Genomic DNA, 19,798 nt, shown 5'->3' on the forward strand with positions numbered 1-19,798 from the left:
AATTTAGCCCGCATTATACGTCCTTACAAGGAGAATGCCTATCCTGACAGAACGCATAGCGCTATAATCTTGAAATCATTTTTACCATTAAAAACCAATAGGAACGAATTATGATCCGTAGTATGACCGCTTTTGCCCGCCGTGATATCAAGGGTGAATGGGGGAGTGCGGCCTGGGAGCTGCGTTCCGTGAATCAACGTTATCTTGAAACTTATATTCGACTTCCCGAACAATTCCGCAGCCTTGAACCAGTGATCCGTGAACGTTTACGCAATAGGCTCACACGCGGAAAAGTCGAATGTTCGCTCCGTTTCGAGCTAGATGCTGGCAATCAAGGCCAGCTAGTACTCAATGAAACATTAGCTCGCCAGTTGATTAGTGCAGCAAACTGGGTCAAAAATTACAGCCATGAAGGTGAAATCAATCCATTAGAAATTTTACGCTGGCCGGGTGTTATGTCCGCCGGCCAACAAGATCTTGATGCGATTAGTACACAGCTGATGGCTGAACTTGAGTTAGCGCTGGATGATTTTATTCAAAGCCGAGAAACTGAAGGCAGTGCATTACAATCTCTGATAGAACAACGTCTTGATGGAGTAATAACTGAAGTGGCTAAAGTTCGTAAACATATGCCAGAAATTTTAAAATGGCAGCGCGAGCGTCTACAGACTAAATTTGAAGATGCAGAAATTCAGGTTGATAATAATCGCTTAGAACAAGAGTTAATTATGTTAGCTCAGCGTATTGATGTAGCCGAAGAATTAGATCGTTTAGAAGCGCATGTAAAAGAGACTCGCAATATTCTGAAAAAGAAAGAAGCTGTAGGTCGCCGATTAGATTTCATGATGCAAGAATTTAATCGTGAATCAAATACCTTAGCCTCAAAATCAATTAATAGTGAAATTACTAACTCCGCAGTAGAGTTAAAAGTATTAATTGAACAAATGCGCGAGCAAATCCAGAACATCGAATAAGCTTTCTCAGCATTTCAGAGCAGAGCACCAAGCCAGTAGATACCTATGTTTACTGGCTTTTTAACCTAATAATCCATATGTGATATTATATCTTTGGATATTGTATATCATGAGCTTATTTTTTTTCTTTTAGTTTGGCGTAAAAATTGCCTCATTCTATTTCTTAATTTCACTAACTGAAAAGCCCAAGAGTTTAATTCCAAATTGATACCATAAAAACGTTGCAGTGCAATGGCATCATTAGCTTGGCACAGCGCTAGATTACCCGAGTCAGATAAATCAATAATTTTAATACCATTTTCGGTTAAAATAAAATTAGCGGCATGGATATCATTTGAGGCTAAATCATAACTGTGTAGTTTATTTATTACGCCTTTAATTTCATCATAGTACTGATTAATATGCTTTAGTTCAGATAACGTTGTTCCTTCGACATATTCGGCTAAAATCCAAGTCTCTAGTGCTTCACGATACTTTACTTTCTCAGCCACTAAATAAATATCATTAGTAATATCACAGCCTAAATGCTGAGCGCGGGTAACCCGATATAATAATTGAGAATAATAAGGCCCTGAAAAAAATCGTGAGATACGCTTCTCTAACCTCGTATCTCTTTCTTTTTCACATTTTATAACGTAAGTAATACCATCAACGACTATTTTTGCCACCGAACGCTGTGGATTACCACTATTCAACGGCTGACCAATAATTTGTCCATGCTTATAATCACGGACAATTTTCAAATAATCTGTCCCACTTTTTTTTTGGTAAACCGTGAAGCCCTTCAATCTAATTTTTATTATATCCACTGTCATACCCAGCCCCAACATAATGATGTTACTCACACTGTAACAACATAACTTAAGTGGAACTTAGCTAAACGGGACATTTTGTGTAAAAAAACACCCTAAACGTTGTTTTTTAACATTTAAGGTGTTTTAAATCATTTATGATGCTTTTTTACTTGGCGGCTTCTATGATATTTTGACCCTTAATCGCTGCCAAACAAATCACGGGTGTAGACTTTATCTGCTACATCTTCGAGTTCAGGAACCATTCTATTCGCTAAAATAATATCACTTTCCGCTTTAAACGCCTCTAGATCGTTAATCACCTTCGAACGGAAAAATTCGGCCTCTTTCAATACCGGCTCATAAACCACAACTTCGATACCTTTAGCTTTAATCCGTTTCATAATGCCTTGAACCGCAGATGCTCTAAAATTATCTGATCCGGCTTTCATTACTAAGCGATAAACGCCTACTTTGCGTGGCGATTTAGCAATAATCGACTCAGAAATAAAATCTTTACGAGTACGGTTAGATTCGACAATAGCATTAATCAAGTTGTTCGGTACATTGTCATAGTTAGCCAGTAACTGCTTAGTATCTTTCGGTAAGCAGTAGCCCCCATAACCAAACGATGGATTATTATAGTGGGAGCCAATACGGGGATCGAGTGCGACTCCCTCAATAATCTGACGGGCATTCAATCCACGACTTTCTGCGTAAGTATCTAATTCATTAAAATAAGCCACGCGCATAGCCAAATAAGTATTGGCGAATAATTTTATCGCTTCAGCTTCAGTACCGTCAGTGAACAATACCGGTACATCTTTTTTTATTGCCCCTTCCAGCAATAAATTAGCAAAAATTTCAGCCCGTTCAGAACGTTCGCCAACAACAATACGTGAAGGATATAAATTGTCATACAGGGCGCGACCTTCACGTAAAAACTCCGGTGAAAAAATCACATTGGTATAACCAAATTCAGCTTTAAGGCGTTCAGTAAAACCCACAGGAATAGTCGACTTAATAATAATCGTCGCTTGTGGATTAATCGCATTTACATCATGAATAACGGCTTCAACTGAGGTAGTTTTAAAATAGTTAGATTTAGGATCATAATCTGTTGGCGTAGCAACAATCACATACTGCGCCCCTAAGTATGCATCTTGTTTATCTTCCGTCGCCCGAAAATTCAGCTTTTTTTCACATAAAAACTGTTCAATTTCGGTATCGACAATCGGTGACTGCTTATTATTCAGCATCGCCACTTTTTCAGCGATAATATCGAGTGCCACAACTTCATGATTCTGCGACAGCAACATAGCATTAGACAGGCCAACATAACCTGTACCGGCGATAGCAATTTTCAAAACTAACCTCTCAAATTCCGTCTTAGGGATCACTGGTGATAACAATAACGGTACCCATCAATAAATGCCAACACCCTGCTCTATCGATTCCTGAGGGCGATAACCTGCAATACTTTGCACGGCGCAAAAAGCTATATAGCACAAAGTTTATCGAGGGATTATATCGGAAATATGCGTAAGACTTTCTACAAAATAATCAATAAAAGTGAAATCATGATGCTATTAATCACTATAAACGATATTTATTGACCTTTAGAACCATAATAATGAAGCTAGATTTGAGATGAGGATAAAATAATTTTATCCGATAGGATATTGATAAATAATAAAAAGAGAGCGATTAAGCTCCCTTGTTAATAAATAATTTAATTATTCAAATCCAGCTAATACAATTTTTCCTTTTGCTTGGCCTTGTTCAAGTAAGGCATGTGCACGTCTAAGATTATCTGCATTAATTAGCCCAAAATTTTCACTTAATGTGGTTCTTAGCTGTCCATTATCGATAAGTGTCGCGACTCGATCTAAAATCTCATGCTGTCTAATCATATCTGCCGTTTGGAATACTGGACGCGTAAACATCAACTCCCAATGCAAAGAAAGTGCCTTGCGTTTCATTGGCATCACATCTAAAACTTTAGGGTCATCGATTAAAGCCAACTTGCCTTGAGGAATTAAAATATCAATAATTTGATTAAAATAATCATCGGTATGAGTTAACGAAGCCACATAATCGACATTTTCGATTCCCAGCGTAGCTAATTGTGGCTTTAACGGTTTAGAGTGATCAATCACATCATCAGCCCCCAACGCCTTTACCCAATCTTGAGTTTCTGGTCTTGATGCTGTACCGATAACCCTCAATTGAGTTAATTGGCTAGCCAATTGAATTAACATTGAACCGACACCACCAGCAGCACCAATCACTAATAATGAGCGACCTTGCTCTTGATTTTCCACCGCACCTAAGCGATCGAATAATAATTCCCATGCAGTAATTGATGTTAAAGGTAACGCGGCAGCATGAGCAACATCTAAGCTTAACGGTTTATGCCCTGCAATACGTTCATCGACCACACCATATTCGGCGTAGCACCCTTGACGAGCGATAGACCCGGCATAATACACATAATCGCCAGGTTTAAATAACTGTACATCACGCCCAACGGCTTCGATTCGTCCACAAGCATCCCAGCCTAAAATTCTTGGCGTCGCAGGTTTGTCGCCATGTCGGACTTTGGTATCGACTGGATTAACCGCAATAGCTTCAATTTTGACTAACAAATCACGTTCACCGTATTCAGGTTTTGGCACTTCTGTTTGATAAAGAGCCTGCTCGTCACTAATAGGTAAACCGGGTTGACTAAAAACAATCGCTTTCATGATTTTACTCCCTGACCTTAAAGGTCAATAAAATTTCAGGCGGTTATATTCGATATTGCTTATGTTTTATCAATTAGATCACAGTTAATTATTAACTTAACGACAGATAATGGATAAGGCAAATAAGAATAAATGAAGGGATATAATGAAGATAAAGTGACGCTGCGGTAATCATTGCCATTAATAATTGATTAAATTTCCCGTAATCGCTCCGGCCATAGCCGGTATGGTGTCCTGTCTCCCCCGAGTTGGCACAAAATTTCGCACACATTATCGGATCACCATTTATTTCCCGCTATGACCAGAGCGCTGGGAATCAATTTTATCGCCTTCATTTTTATATCGATAAAATCGTATAACTGCTGTCTGATGGCATGATTTATCGTATTGTCACCGTGATTAAACTGAGCAATAACCATTAAATGGTTATTTCCCACGAAATATTTACACACCGTACATATACAATAATTCAATCTAAATATTCAAACATCTACGAGTGACTGTCATCAGACAATACTAATAATATTAGCAGCTAACTTTTCCAATTCCAGTCTAATATGTAAGAAGATAAGACTAATCAAACTCTAATTTTTCATCTTGTGATAACTTAAATCAAAAATTATCATTTAATTAAGCAGATATTTAGGATTAATCAGAACATTAACCAACTCAGCAAATCTAATCATAATTCAAATTGTAACTGTCATATTACAATAAATAGAGTAACGGCTTGATATAATCAACAGATTGATTAATTCACTATTATTTTCTGTTGCGTGATCTGTACCACGCACTGCAAGAAAACCCCCATCCTTTGGTAGCATAAACCTTTATCCTCACTTATCCTGAATGACTCGAAGTCTCCAGCCCACCCTAAATAGCCGCGACTTCTTATTACTTAACTATTATTTTTGACTCATTCATTTGGATAACTCAAAAAATAGTTTTAATTTATTTTCGTTTAAACCAGTAACTCAGCGCAAATTTCGTTCTGCGAGTTGATGTTTAACGGATAATTTTAGAGAGGAACTCCCTATGCAGATCTCAGCGCGTAATCAATTAACAGGTTCAGTTAGCGGCATTAAACTCGGCTCAGTGAATAATGAAATCGTACTCACACTGGGAGAAGGCGAGCAACTCACGACCGTTATTACCCAAGAAAGTTGTAAAACTCTGGGTCTTAGTGTGGGTAAAACCGCTATTGCGATTATTAAAGCGCCTTGGGTAGTGCTAGCCAAACCAGATTGTGGTTTGATTTTTTCAGCACGTAACCAATTCAACGGTAAAGTAACTAATGTGATTGAAGGGGCGGTAAATAGCACTATCCATTTAGTCACAGATAAAGGTATGGAGCTGACGGCTATCATTACTAATGAAAGCCTGCAAGAAATGCAATTAACCAAAGGCGTAGATATTATTGCCTTGATTAAGGCCTCTAGCGTTATGTTAGCGACAGAAAAATAATCGCTAATCCTTAATTTGGTACAACAGTCAGCGGATGGTGATCATTAATCATCCGCTTGAGAATATACTGAGAGTAGAGTTAAATTATTATCACATAATCCGCTGGCCTAATTTTTCACTCAATAAACAGCCCTTTATCTCGCAGAAAATGTTGATCGCCTTTGCGCCGAGTAAAACCGGTTTTATCAAAGAACTCAAGGATCTGAATCGCTAATTTTCGCCCGACACCTAATTCATCACGGAAATTAGCCGCATTAATCGCCCCACTATCTTTGGTATACTTCATAATAATTCGGGTAAATTGGGCAATATGTTCTGAACTATAATAGCGGTCTCGGACAATCGCGGTGACTAATCCTAATTGTGCCGCTCTTTTTAATACGTTGCGTATAATTGCTTCATCGATATTAAGTTTACTGGCCAAATCTCGCACCCACCAAGGTTCCGGGCTGGAGAACAATGGTATGATTTGTTGCCATAAGCGCTGTTGCTCGGCATCAAACTCAATTCCATGCTCCGGCATATGCAACCAGCCGCGAGTTTGGATAAGCTCACCTTCATCAAGTAACTCATTAATTAACATGAAAATTAGTTGATCATTAAATGTCGGTAAGGCCATTCGTTTTAAGCGAGCACGTCCTACACCGATTTGATCCATATGCGTTTGATGGTAATCACTTAACACGCTAATTAAACGCTGTTTAGCGAATTGCGCATTTGTACGGGATAAGACAATGTCTCCCGTCTGTACAATATCAACTTGAGATAACAGTGTCGTCAATGCTGTTTCAGTGAGTTGGCAAGCCCAACCATACTCCTGAATATTTAATTCACCGCCGGGAAATTGCAGTTTCAGCAAGGATAACGGATCTGTCTCTGTCGCCAGCTGAGTTAGCCAACTGAGAAATTCTGGGCGTCGTTTACCACGCCGAGGCGATTGTAGCTGGATAACCCGCCCACTGCCCAAAGTATGACGAGCACTGATATCACGCAGAATTAATCGGTCGTTATTAGCCAGCCACAATGGCGTATCTAGAACCAGTTCAGCTAAAAATGGGATATCATCGCTATGATTAAGCAAAGCAATTCGTCCAGTTATATGGCTAGCACCATGATAAAGATGCAATGGCTGCCAATTTTTTAATCCCACATCGGCCTGTAATTCAACCAATACTCGGCTCGCCATAAACGGGGGTTGCTCTGCTAATAGCCATTCACCACGTGAAACTTGATCTTTATCGATATCACCAGCGATATTTAATGCAATTCGATCACCCGCTTGCGCGGATTCGACCACTTGATTTTGAGCATGTAATCCACGCACACGAACGAGTTTATCTACCCCAGTAAGCCACAGATTATCACCAACCTGCACATTTCCTGCTAAGGCCGTTCCAGTAACCACTAGCCCAGCACCTTTAACGCTAAAGACGCGGTCAATCGCTAATCGAAAACGCTTATCGGTATTGAGTGAATTATCATGCTGATGGTGCAACAATTGGAGATGGCTACGCAGTTCACTGATACTCTGCTTATCTGCTATCGAGGTTACAAATAGTGGGCAATTATCCCAACCATGCTGCCAAAGCAGAGCTAAACATTGCTGCCGAACCATTTCTATTTGCTCAGCGGAGGCTTTATCTGCTTTCGTTAAAATAACCGTAATATTTGGACAGCCAGCTAAGCGTAGAATTGATAGGTGCTCTAAGGTTTGAGCCATCACGCCATCATCACATGCAACCACCAGCAAGGCATGTGAGATACCGCCAATTCCCGCTAACATATTGGCTAAAAACTTTTCATGTCCCGGTACATCAATGAAACCAATCGATGATCCATCAGCTTGCGGCCAATAGGCATAGCCGAGATCGATGGTCATACCCCGTTTTTTTTCTTCGGGTAAATGGGCGGTATTCACCCCGGTTATCGCTTGGATTAATGAGGTTTTTCCGTGGTCAACATGACCGGCTGTTGCAAATATCATCTAACACTACCTATCTGAACACTCTATATACTGGGTCTCTATTCAATTAATTGCATCTAAACAATATTATTCAACAATATTTATCCAACAATATTTATCCAACATTGCTATCGCAATAGAGCCTGTAAAAAATCATTTTCATTATCGAGACAGCGCAAATCGAGCCATAAACGCCCGTCATTTATCCGTCCAATTATCGGCTTGGGCAACTCTCGCCACTGCGCTGCTAATTTCTCTAACGCACTGCCACGACCCTCTAGAGGCGCAAAAGTAATTGCCCAGCTCGGTAGTCGATCGATAGGTAATGAACCGCTGCCAATTTGAGATAAACAAGATGCAGAAGCGACCTCAAACCGATCACCATAAATCGCGAGTAATGGGGGCAATAAGCGCTCAGCGCAGGCTTTAATTTCATCTTGTTGGCGTGTCAGCCATTTTAACGTTGGTAGCCGCTGCGTAAGTTTGTGAGGGTTAAGATATAATTTTAGCGTCGCCTCTAACGCCGCCAATGTCATTTTATCGACCCGCAATGCCCGCTTTAATGGATGACGTTGAATGGCATCAATCCACTGTTTTTTACCCAGAATAATACCAGCTTGAGGACCACCAAGCAGTTTATCACCAGAAATTGATACTAAATCAATGCCTTGGGCTAAATAGGTTTTTGGCATCGGCTCAGCAGGCAAGCCATATGCAGTCATATCTATCATTGAGCCACTGCCTAAATCGATAGCGGTCGGTAACTGATATTGGCGGCCTAATGCGGCAAGCTCTTCACTGTCAACTTCGGCGGTAAAGCCTTGGATACTGTAATTACTGGTATGCACCTTCATTAGTAATGCAGTTTGTTCGGTGATAGCTTGCTGGTAATCGCGCAAATGAGTGCGATTAGTCGTACCGACTTCAACCAGTTGACAGCCCGCTTGTTGCATTACATCAGGAATACGAAACGCCCCCCCGATTTCCACCAGTTCACCACGAGAAACTACTACTTGCCGCCCGTGAGCTAGCGTAGCAAGCAATAATAATACCGCAGCCGCGTTATTATTTACGATACACGCGTCTTCTGCCCCCGTGAGCTGGCACAGTAAATTGGCGAGAGCCCTATCACGATGTCCACGTTGCGCACCAGATAACGAATACTCTAAAGTCACCGGTGAACGCATTACCTCCGACACAGCATCAACCGCCTCATCAGCCATCACCGCACGCCCAAGATTGGTATGCAGCACGGTTCCGGTCAAATTAAACACCGGCTTTAAAGCACTCTCGATGTGTTGCTGATAATAGCAATTAAGCTGCGTCAGCCAACTCGAATGCCATGCAGGAAGTTGGCCGGTATGCTGAATATGTTCACGCGCCGCAACTTGCATTGCACGCAATGTGTCAGTGACCCACTGCCGACCGGCTTGGGTAATAATAGATTGAAAATCAGCCTGCGAAAGCAGGCTGTCAATAGAAGGAAGCTGGCGATATAATGCTGAGATAACGTCAGGCGTACTTTCAGATAAGCTTTTTTCCATAGCCTAGTTTTCCTCTGAATTAATCGCTATTCTTCTCCGGGAAACAAAAACGGATTAATACTGCTGCGGGCGAACCCTTCTTCTTCCATTTTCGCATCCAGGATAATTGAGGCTAAATCATCAGCAACCGCATCGACTTTGGCATCTTTTTCTTGATAAAGAATTTTCAAATAACTACCGCAATCACCACAACTTTCGGCTTTAATCGCTGAATTTTCATTATCCAATGACCAATAATTAAGATCTCGACTTTGCTCGCAATTACTGCATTTTACGCGTACAACATGCCATTCGGTTTCGCACAAATTACAATGCAAATAACGTAAACCTTGAGATGTCCCAATCTGTACTACGCTAGAAACAGGCATGCTACCGCATACAGGACAAAATTGACGATGTTCACCGTATTCTGCTCGAGCCTTACCCGGGATTAAGGATGCCATTTGGCTCCAATACAATGATAACGCAGCCCAGATAAAGATAGACTTATCCGAAGAAACTTTAATAAAATCATCGTTAAGCAGCACCGTGGCCATCTCTTCGAGTTCGTTATCAGAAGCTTTATTCAGATTTTCTAATGTAGCGCGTACTTGCTCAGGAACAACCGGTAATAACTCAGCAATAATTGAGCGCAGTAATTTGTGCCAATGCCCTGTACGTGAAAAGGTTTTACGGTCTAATGGCGGTTTATTGCTACCTTTTGCCTGCGCAAAAATATTATCCATATCGATTTCTAATGGATTATCGTGCAGAGCATTTTGCTGGGCTTTCGCGATATCAGCCGCAAAATTAAGATAATTAGCGAAAGGATTATTTTGCTCGGCTAATTCTGTTAACCGTTCAGCGCGGCGCTGATATAAACTTTTTAAATTGGGAAATAATACTGGTGGAATATAACCCAACCCTTTTTCGATTAATTTGTCTTGACCTAATTCTTCTTTAGGAACGATACGAATACTCATCGCGTTCTCTCTTCTTGTTTTATGATTAGCAATCACACTATTATTTTTACGCTCAGGATAGACCAAAAGCCCTATAGAGGCTACCCGAACGTTAATATTGATATCATCGATTTATGCGGGTAATTGCCGATAGCGGTAAATCAAATTCGCCAGCAATATACCCCAATAATACGCCGAGATATCGCCTTGTTGAGATAATAACAACCATCATTTAAAAATATAAAAAGGCAGGAAATTCCTGCCTTTAGCTATTGATTATATGTTGAAGGCAAAAAGATTATTTCTTTTCTTCTTCTTGCTGTTTTCTCTCTTTTTCGAGAATTTCACGGTACCAAAGTGGGTGATGTTTTTTCGCCCAGCCTCGGGTTACCCAGCCTTCAACCATTGCTCGAACCGAGCCTTTTACCCAAATTGCCGCATAAGCATGCACAATAATAGTAATGATCAGTCCAATCGCTGCAAGTGAATGGACTAATAGCGCGATACGAATAATAGGGATCGGGAAGTATTCAGCAAAATAAGGACGCCAGATCATGACACCACTGATAGCTAACAGTAGCAGACAGATACTGACAACCCAATAAACGCCTTTCTGACCTAAGTTATACTGTCCAACATCACCAGCTTCTTCATTTTTCAGAACTTTATCGATATTTTTTGCCCAATTAATATCATCTTTATTGATGAAGTTATGGCTGAAATAACGAAAGAACATAAAAATAAACAGCAAAAACATCGCTGTGCCGACAAATGGGTGCAGAATACGCGACAGTTGAGGCGTGCCCAAAATATTCATAAACCAGTTCAGAGATGGGAAAAAGAAACCCAGCCCACTGATAGCCGTGAACAAAAAGCAAATCACAACTAACCAATGATTTATGCGTTCAATCGGTTTGTGACGAATAATTTTTTCATTATCCTGCGGGATCATTTCTGGTCCTCCTCATGAACTGATTTATCAGTTTTTGAAGGTGCAGAATGGCGCATATCTTCTAACGCCTCTTCTTCCTCTTTTGCGGAGACACGGTTAGGACCGATACCCACATAGTGGAAGAGCGCACCCGCAAAGGTGGCCGCAAATCCAATTGCCGCCAATGGTTTCCAGATGCCTTTCCAGAAAGTCACAGTTGAGCTAATACTCGGATTTTCAGGCAGGCCATGATACAGCTGCGGCTTATTTGCATGATGCAGAACATACATAACATGAGTTCCGCCAACGCCTTCAGGATCATACAGACCTGCGTTGTCATAACCTCGTGTTTTCAGTTCATTCACACGCTCATTAGCGATGCCTTTCATGTCTTCTTTGCTACCAAAGTGAATCGCCCCTGTTGGACAGGTTTTAACACACGCTGGCTCTTGACCGACATCAACACGATCAACACAAAGTGTACATTTATACGCACGGTTATCTTCTTGGTTAATGCGCGGTACGTCGAAAGGACAACCCGCAATACAATAACCACAACCGATACAATGCTCTGACTGAAAATCAACAATACCATTAGCGTACTGTACAATCGCGCCTTCAGCAGGACAGGATTTCAAGCAGCCGGGATCGGCACAGTGCATACAGCCATCTTTACGAATAAGCCACTCAAAGCGTCCGTTCTCTTCAACTTCAGAGAAGCGCATCACCGTCCATGACTTAGCAGTAAGATCCGTCGGGTTATCATACACCCCAACGTTTGTGCCTATTTTATCGCGGATATCATTCCACTCTGAACAAGCAACCTGACAGGCTTTACAGCCGATACAGGTAGTTACATCGATTAGCTTTGCAACTTCTTCCTTAAAATCCCGCACCTGAGGCGCGGGAGTCAGGGAATTGGTGGCAGAGCGACGAATAATGTCTTGAGATTGCATTGACATAATTTATCTCCTTACACCTTTTCCACATTGACAAGGAATGCTTTAAATTCAGGCGTTTGTGTATTGGCATCACCCACAAATGGCGTCAAAGTATTCGCAAGGAAGCCTTTCACCGCGACACCTTCAAAGCCCCAGTGAATCGGAATACCAATGGTATCCACATTGCGACCATCAACCGTCAACGTTTTGATGCGCTTGGTCACTACTGCTTTAGCTTTAATATAGCCGCGTTTCGAGCTAACTTTTACCGTATCGCCTTGTTTAATCCCTTTCTCGTTGGCCAAGCGCTCACCAATCTCGATAAACTGCTGAGGTTGAATAATTGCATTCAACAACACATGTTTTGTCCAGTAATGGAAGTGTTCGGTTAAACGATAAGTTGTTCCGACATAAGGGAATTTATCAGCTTTACCCATTTGCGCCCAATCGTCTTTAAACACACGCGCAGCCGGGTTAGAAACCACATTCGGATGCAGTGGATTGGTGCCTATTGGCGTTTCAATCGGCTCATAGTGTTCAGGGAACGGTCCTTCTGCCATCTTATCGATAGCAAACAGACGGCCCATACCTTCAGGCTGCATAATAAATGGACCCACATCACTGCCCGGAGGCGCATTGCTGTAATCAGGGACATCCATTCCCGTCCATTTTTCACCATTCCATTCCATAATCTGACGACGAGGATCCCATGGTTTACCCATCGGGTCTGCCGACGCTCGGTTATAGATAACACGACGATTTAATGGCCATGCCCACGCCCAGCCTAATGTATTCCCTAAACCAGTAGGATCGGCATTATCGCGACGTGCCATCTGGTTACCTTGCGGTGTCCAGCTGCCGGCAAAAATCCAGCACCCGCTTGAGGTTGTCCCATCATCGCGTAATTGAGCAAAGGTACTTAATAACTCACCTTTTTTGGCGATAATATTGCCATTTGCATCTTTCAAATCTACTAATGCATAGCCGTTATTTTCTTGCGCCACTTCTTCCGGTGTCGGTGCATCGCGGTCAAAATAATCCCAAGTCATGTTCAGCACAGGCTCAGGCGTGGTTCCACCTTCAGCTTGATATAGCTTACGCATACGATGGAAAATACCTGACAAAATCTCCGCATCACTGATAGCTTCGCCCGGGGCATCCGCACCTTTCCAGTGCCATTGTAACCAACGCGCCGAGTTTACAATCGAACCATTTTCTTCTGCAAAACAACAAGACGGCAGACGGAATACTGTGGTTTGGATCTCTTCTGGATTCACGTCATTCATTTCGCCGTGATTTTGCCAGAAGTTAGAGGTTTCAGTATTCAATGGGTCGACAGTCACTAAGAATTTCAACTTAGATAATGACTTAATCACTTTGTTTTTGTTCGGGAATGAGGCTAGAGGGTTAAAGCCTTGGCAAATATAGCCATTCACTTCGCCTTTATTCATCATCTCGAAATAGCGCAATACATCGTAGCCCTGATCCCATTTAGGCAACCAATCAAAGCCCCAATCGTTTTCTTTTTGCGCTTTGTCGCCATAAAACGCTTTCATTAAACTGACGAAGAATTTCGGGTAATTGCCCCAATAGTTAACTTGGCCTTTAACGGTTGGTTTTGGCGTATTAGCGGCCAAATAACTTTCAAGCGTCGTCTGTTGGTCTGAAGGTAACGTCAAATAGCCCGGTAGGCTTTGTGATAATAGCCCTAAATCCGTCAGTCCCTGAATGTTAGAGTGACCACGTAATGCGTTAACACCACCACCCAACATACCCATATTACCCAGCAATAATTGGATCATCGCCATGGTACGGATATTTTGAGCACCGATAGTGTGCTGAGTCCATCCTAATGCGTAAAGGAATGAGGCTGTTTTATCTTTAGCGCTTGTTTCTGCAATATATTCACAGACTTGTAAGAAATCTTTTGTTGGTGTACCACAGATATTATTGACGACTTCTGGGGTATAACGACTAACATGCTGCTTTAATAGATTCCATACACAACGTGGATGTTGCAGCGTTGTATCGCGTTTTGCGAAGCCGTTCTCATCAAGCTCGTAGTTCCAGGTAGTTTTATCATACTGACGTTTCTCAGCATCATAACCACTGAATAAGCCATCCTCGAACCAATAATCATCACGAACAATTAGACTGGCATTAGTATATGCTTCGACATACTCACGGTTAATCTTTTCGTTTTCCATCAGATACTTAATAACACCTGATAAGAAAGTAATGTCGGTACCAGAACGTATCGGCGTGTAGAAATCCGCGACTGAGGCCGTTCGCGTAAAACGAGGATCGATTACAATTAATTTAGCGTTATTATGGATTTTAGCTTCCATCGCCCAGCGGAAACCGACTGGATGCGCTTCTGCCGCATTACCGCCCATAACGACAATCAGGTTTGCGTTTTTAATGTCAACCCAGTGGTTGGTCATCGCACCGCGACCAAATGTTGGAGCAAGACTTGCTACCGTTGGTCCGTGTCAGACACGCGCTTGGTTATCAACGGCAAGCATGCCGAGAGCGCGGGTAAATTTCTGGGAAACAAAACCACTTTCATTACTGCCGGCAGATGCACAAAGCATACCGGTGGTTAGCCAGCGGTTAACGGTAACGCCTTCATCATTTTGTTTAATAAAATTGGCATCACGGTCTTCTTTCATTAGTTTGGCGATACGATCAAACGCCTCATTCCAACTAATGCGTTTCCACTCATTGGTTCCTGGTTCACGAACTTCGGGATACTTAAGTCGGCTTTCACTATGAATAAAGTCGATCAGACCTGCCCCTTTCGGGCAAAGCGCGCCTCGGTTTACCGGATGATCCGGGTCACCTTCAATATGAAAAATGCTCTCTTTGGCATTTTTTGCACCGTCGCCTAGGCTGTACATTAACAGTCCACAACCGACAGAGCAGTACGTACAGGTATTCCGGGTTTCACGCGCACGCAGTAATTTATACTGACGTGTTGATGCTAACGCAGTAGAGGGTGCAAAACCCAATGCTGCTGCCGTAGTACCCGCCATACCGCCAGCACAGATCTTAAAGAACTGCCTTCTGCTGACTTGCATGGGGATCTCCTTATTTACATTGCTCATATTCACCAGAAATACCTAAAATACTTCTTGGGTGAATGCTATTCTTATTCAACGTCTTCCCTAGCGTGATCAGGTTCATTGCCTGACAAATGGTGTAAATTCATTTTACCCATATTAATATTATGTATGATTAAGCAAAGGAATTCATCTTGTGGATGATACAAAAAGAAAAAAAATGTTAACTGATGTGAAAATCGTGGGTGCGAATCAAACAAAAGTGCAACAAAAAGACCATCTTGGCTCTGATGTAACTGATTGGGTTGCCGAAGAAATACCCGTTGCACTTATCTACAACGGTATATCCCATGTGGTCATGATGGCTACCCCAAAAGATTTAGAAGATTTTGCGATAGGTTTCTCACTTTCTGAAGGGATCATTCAATCTCGCCAAGAAATTCGCGGAATTGATCTCTCTCCAAGCTGTAATAGCGGTATCGAAGTCAATATTGAATTATCTAGTCGTCGTTTTATGGAATTAAAACAACATCGCCGGAATATGGCCGGTCGTACAGGTTGTGGTATCTGCGGTACAGAACAATTATCAGAAATATTTAAGCCAATTGAACCGCTACCATTTACTCAAAAATTTTCATTATCCCAATTAGACCAAGCACTTTCTCAACTCAGTAAAGTACAAGAAATCGGTGCTTTAACCGGCTGTACTCATGCTGCTGCATGGATAACCTCCGATGGAGAATTAACCGCGGGCTGTGAGGATGTAGGACGCCACGTCGCGCTAGATAAGCTATTAGGTATGAAATCACGATTAAATTGGCAGCAAGGCGCAGTTCTTGTTTCCAGCCGTGCAAGCTATGAAATGGTACAAAAAGCAGCGAGTTGTGGAGTTGAGATTTTATTTGCGGTCTCCGCCGCGACAGCTTTAGCCATTGAAGTCGCTGAAAAAAGTAATTTAACATTAGTGGCTTTTTGCCGCCAAGGCCGTGCAACCATTTTAACGCATGCTCAACGCTTAACTGATTAATTTCTAGTTAATATAACTTTCAGAGCCAAATATCCTTTGCTATTAGGCTGCCAGTGATGGCAGCTTTTTATTTAACTAAAATAAAAAGCATATTAATTAGTTTCCCGTAATAAAAAACAATAAACAATAAGACATATATATATCTTGTGTTATTAACCAATCACAGTCATGTTAGGACATTGCTGATCAGCATACAAACATATCTATTAATAAACTCACATTAACAACAATTTTTAATAAGGATATTAAAATGAAATTATTGAAACAATTAATAATTTTTAATTTAAGTCTATTTAGTGTTTTTAATACTGCCTATGCTGAGTTAGCCTTTAATCAATCGGCAGATATAACTGACCAATCAATAAAGATTGCTGTCGGTCCTTCGCAAATTAATTCAGATACCCATCCTGCCCCATTAAATTCACCAGGAATTGGAATCTCTATATTAGAGAATGGCACTAAAGTTAGCTTTAAAGGACTAATTAGCTCGCCGTACTATGAAATACCAAAAGATCAATATAATAATTATGATACCGAATTAGCTCTTACAGATCCCAGTCTCAAAAATATTGGAATCTATCGCTTCGCTAAAACAGATAACGAAGAAGTCTATTTTGGTGAATGGACTTACCAGCAAGACGATACTGCCTACCGTAATGTTTATTATGCAGGGCAAGATATCACCACAGATATGCCGTCCGAAGGTAGCGCTATTTATACGACCTCCGGTATTAGTGCGGATTATGCGGAAAATGGCCCTATTATGGGTTCACTAAGTGCAGATTTCGCACAAAATACCTTACAAGGTGATTTAACTAATGGTTCGCTCACTCTGAATATTGATGCTGCTATCACTAATAATAGTGCCACCTTTGCTGGAGCCGCTAAAATTAGCCACGACAGTAATCAATACTCCGGCGATACCTTAGGGCATTTCTTTAATGACCAAGCCAGTTCTTTAGCCGGAATTGCCACCTTCACCGATAATCATCAATATGACGTGAGTTTCGCGGGTAAAAAATAATATAACCTTTTATTATTAAAACTGGAATATATCTAATAATACTGATTATAGCTATATTAGATGCCCGTATAGCTATATTAGATTCCTGTACAGCTATATACTTTAACTTATTAAGTTAATAATTAATATTAATATTAATATTAATACGGATGTTAAAATGAAATTATTAAATTCAATTATTATTCTAAGCAATCTAGGTTTTATTATGTCATCATATGGCGATGTAGGTTTTAATAAATCCGCTGATATCGCTGATCAATCAATAAACATCAATGTTGGCGCATCACAGAATCTTTCTATTTACTATCCTGCCCCGATAAACTCACCAGCTATCGGCGTATCTACACAAATAAATGGTGAGAGAGTTAGCTTTGCAGGAGTTATCAATTCAATATTTTATACCATGCCACAAGATAACCATAATATGTACGATACATCATTAATCTTAAGTATGAATGGCAATATTGAAAGAATGAAGGATAATATTGGTTATTATCGCTTCGCTAAAACAGATAACGAAGAAGTCTATTTTGGTGAATGGACTTACCAGCAAGACGATACTGCCTACCGTAATGTTTATTATGCGGGCCAAGATATCACCACGGATATGCCGTCCGAAGGTAGCGCTATTTATACGACCTCCGGTATTAGTGCGGGTTATGCGGAAAATGGCCCTATTATGGGTTCACTAAGTGCAGATTTCGCACAAAATACCTTACAAGGTGATTTAACTAATGGTTCGCTCACTCTGAATATTGATGCTGCTATCACTAATAATAGTGCCACCTTTGCTGGAGCCGCTAAAATTAGCCACGACAGTAATCAATACTCCGGCGATACCTCAGGGCATTTCTTTAATGACCAAGCCAGCTCTTTAGCCGGAATTGCCACCTTTACCGATAATCGTCAATATGACGCGAGTTTCGCGGGTAAAAAATAATATAACTTTTTATTATTAAAATTGAATAATAAACTAGCTAATACCGAGAAGAACCTCGGTATTTTTATATTTCAAATAAGGCCATCTTAATAAAAAATAAATAACATGTATTATATGAATTTAAATTAATTCATACTTCAACTTATAATAATAGTGATTGAAAAACACAAATGCCAGAAAAACAAAATATAATACATGAATAAAAAACAAATAAAAATCACAAACACAAAATAAAAAAACATATTAAATACAATAAACTAAAAACAACAAAAAATAATAATCAAAATAAAGAAAAAAAACACAAAATAATGATTGCCTTATTTAAAAACCGGTATATGCTCAATCTTGCTGATAAACAGCAATCACTGGAATATATCTAATAACATTATTCATGGATATATAAATATTAGATGCCTGTATAATTCCATTCTTCAAATTATTAAATTAACAATTAATTTTAATAAGGATGTTAAAATGAAATTATTAAACTCAGTCATTATTCTAAGCAGTCTAGGTTTTATGGCGCCATCATACGGCGAAGTAGGTTTTGATAAATCCGCAGATATCGCTGATCAATCAATAAACATCAATGTTGGCGCATCACAGAGTGTTTCCACCTTCCATCCTGCACCTGTAGGTTCGCCGGGTATTGGTGTCTCGGCAAAAAGCGATGGAATGAGAATCGGATTCAAAGGACTTATTAGTTCACCCCGTTATACCATGCCACAAGATGCTTATAATATGTACGATACGTCATTAGTTCCTGGCCCTCATGGTAATATTGGTCATTATCGCTTCGCTAAAATAAATGATGAAGAAATCTATTTTGGTGAATGGACTTACCAGCAAGACGATACTGCCTACCGTAATGTTTATTATGCAGGCCAAGATATCACCACGGATATGCCGTCCGAAGGTAGCGCTATTTATACAACCTCCGGTATTAGTGCGGGTTATGCGGAAAATGGCCCTATTATGGGTTCACTGAGTGCAGATTTCGCACAAAATACCTTACAAGGTGATTTAACTAATGGTTCGCTCACATTAAATATTGATGCTGCTATCACTAATAATAGTGCCACCTTTGCTGGAGCCGCTAAAATTAGCCACGACAGTAATCAATACTCCGGCGATACATCTGGCAAATTCTTTAATGACCAAGCCAGCTCTTTAGCCGGAATTGCCACCTTCACAGATAATCGTGAATATGACGCGAGTTTCGCGGGTAAAAAACAATAATATTGTCCATAAAAAAAGAATAATTACTTTAATCAAATAAGGGTATCAATTTACCCAATAAATACCGGGGGAATTCCCTCGGTATCTTTATATATAAATCGAGCATACTAAAAATAAATCATTTAAATAATTATCAATATAATAACAACATAACTAAATATTGATTTAATAATAATTAGAACATCATCTAAATAGAACGATAATTTAAAT

General features: G+C 40.5%; 15 protein-coding genes. 6 read left to right on the forward strand and 9 right to left on the reverse strand.

Annotated elements, in window-relative coordinates; all coding sequences use genetic code 11:
• Positions 1 to 110 precede the first annotated feature (110 nt).
• Positions 111 to 974, forward strand: coding sequence for a YicC/YloC family endoribonuclease (locus MNY66_RS15620; protein ID WP_241501180.1), 864 nt, complete (start codon positions 111 to 113; stop codon positions 972 to 974).
• Positions 975 to 1,081: 107 nt separating this feature from the next.
• On the opposite strand, the gene MNY66_RS15625 is transcribed toward MNY66_RS15620, so the two are convergent.
• The 3 genes from MNY66_RS15625 to MNY66_RS15635 all read right to left on the reverse strand — a co-directional run bounded on the left by MNY66_RS15625 (position 1,082) and on the right by MNY66_RS15635 (position 4,512).
• The gene (locus MNY66_RS15625) at positions 1,082 to 1,789 is read right to left on the reverse strand and encodes a lipopolysaccharide core heptose(II) kinase RfaY (protein ID WP_082120794.1); all 708 of its coding nucleotides are present in this window, start codon (positions 1,787 to 1,789) and stop codon (positions 1,082 to 1,084) included.
• A gap of 176 nt (positions 1,790 to 1,965) precedes the next feature.
• Positions 1,966 to 3,132: a nucleotide sugar dehydrogenase gene (locus MNY66_RS15630; RefSeq protein WP_047255872.1), complete on the reverse strand. Its 1,167-nt coding sequence runs from the start codon at positions 3,130 to 3,132 to the stop codon at positions 1,966 to 1,968.
• Between the two features lie 369 nt (positions 3,133 to 3,501).
• Positions 3,502 to 4,512, reverse strand: a complete 1,011-nt coding sequence (locus tag MNY66_RS15635; RefSeq protein WP_047255873.1) for a zinc-binding alcohol dehydrogenase family protein — start codon at positions 4,510 to 4,512, stop codon at positions 3,502 to 3,504.
• A gap of 1,035 nt (positions 4,513 to 5,547) precedes the next feature.
• Between MNY66_RS15635 and MNY66_RS15640 the strand changes: the two genes are divergently transcribed.
• On the forward strand, positions 5,548 to 5,976 hold the full coding sequence (locus tag MNY66_RS15640; protein ID WP_047255874.1) for a TOBE domain-containing protein: 429 nt from the start codon (positions 5,548 to 5,550) through the stop codon (positions 5,974 to 5,976).
• Between the two features lie 115 nt (positions 5,977 to 6,091).
• Here MNY66_RS15640 and selB read toward each other — a convergent pair whose 3' ends face one another.
• The 6 genes from selB to fdnG all read right to left on the reverse strand — a co-directional run bounded on the left by selB (position 6,092) and on the right by fdnG (position 15,376).
• Positions 6,092 to 7,960 carry a selenocysteine-specific translation elongation factor gene (gene selB / locus MNY66_RS15645; protein ID WP_241501181.1) on the reverse strand — a complete coding sequence of 623 codons (1,869 nt, stop codon included), beginning with the start codon at positions 7,958 to 7,960 and terminating at the stop codon, positions 6,092 to 6,094.
• A 107-nt stretch (positions 7,961 to 8,067) separates the two neighbouring features.
• A complete protein-coding gene (selA, locus tag MNY66_RS15650; protein ID WP_241501182.1) occupies positions 8,068 to 9,483 on the reverse strand; it encodes an L-seryl-tRNA(Sec) selenium transferase in 1,416 nt (471 codons plus the stop codon).
• A gap of 26 nt (positions 9,484 to 9,509) precedes the next feature.
• Positions 9,510 to 10,445 (reverse strand): formate dehydrogenase accessory protein FdhE, encoded by a 936-nt coding sequence (fdhE, locus tag MNY66_RS15655; protein ID WP_241501183.1) that lies wholly within the window; start codon positions 10,443 to 10,445, stop codon positions 9,510 to 9,512.
• 277 nt (positions 10,446 to 10,722) lie between these two features.
• The gene (gene fdoI / locus MNY66_RS15660; RefSeq protein ID WP_047255878.1) at positions 10,723 to 11,376 is read right to left on the reverse strand and encodes a formate dehydrogenase cytochrome b556 subunit; all 654 of its coding nucleotides are present in this window, start codon (positions 11,374 to 11,376) and stop codon (positions 10,723 to 10,725) included.
• A complete protein-coding gene (gene fdxH / locus MNY66_RS15665; protein WP_047255879.1) occupies positions 11,373 to 12,317 on the reverse strand; it encodes a formate dehydrogenase subunit beta in 945 nt (314 codons plus the stop codon). Before fdxH ends, fdoI begins: the two co-directional genes overlap by 4 nt.
• Before the next feature lie 11 nt (positions 12,318 to 12,328).
• The gene (gene fdnG / locus MNY66_RS15670) at positions 12,329 to 15,376 is read right to left on the reverse strand and encodes a formate dehydrogenase-N subunit alpha (protein ID WP_082120795.1); all 3,048 of its coding nucleotides are present in this window, start codon (positions 15,374 to 15,376) and stop codon (positions 12,329 to 12,331) included.
• A 178-nt stretch (positions 15,377 to 15,554) separates the two neighbouring features.
• Between fdnG and fdhD the strand changes: the two genes are divergently transcribed.
• The 4 genes from fdhD to MNY66_RS15690 all read left to right on the forward strand — a co-directional run bounded on the left by fdhD (position 15,555) and on the right by MNY66_RS15690 (position 19,588).
• Positions 15,555 to 16,385 (forward strand): formate dehydrogenase accessory sulfurtransferase FdhD, encoded by an 831-nt coding sequence (gene fdhD, locus MNY66_RS15675; RefSeq protein WP_047255882.1) that lies wholly within the window; start codon positions 15,555 to 15,557, stop codon positions 16,383 to 16,385.
• Positions 16,386 to 16,635: 250 nt separating this feature from the next.
• Positions 16,636 to 17,409: a Slam-dependent surface lipoprotein gene (locus MNY66_RS15680; protein WP_241501184.1), complete on the forward strand. Its 774-nt coding sequence runs from the start codon at positions 16,636 to 16,638 to the stop codon at positions 17,407 to 17,409.
• A gap of 157 nt (positions 17,410 to 17,566) precedes the next feature.
• Positions 17,567 to 18,349, forward strand: coding sequence for a Slam-dependent surface lipoprotein (locus MNY66_RS15685; RefSeq protein ID WP_241501185.1), 783 nt, complete (start codon positions 17,567 to 17,569; stop codon positions 18,347 to 18,349).
• A 474-nt stretch (positions 18,350 to 18,823) separates the two neighbouring features.
• Complete coding sequence (locus MNY66_RS15690) at positions 18,824 to 19,588, forward strand: Slam-dependent surface lipoprotein (protein ID WP_241501186.1); 765 nt, start codon at positions 18,824 to 18,826, stop codon at positions 19,586 to 19,588.
• The last annotated feature ends 210 nt before the right edge of the window (positions 19,589 to 19,798 follow it).

The sequence above is a fragment of the Moellerella wisconsensis genome (assembly GCF_022592395.1).
In the GTDB taxonomy this organism is placed as follows: domain Bacteria; phylum Pseudomonadota; class Gammaproteobacteria; order Enterobacterales; family Enterobacteriaceae; genus Moellerella; species Moellerella wisconsensis.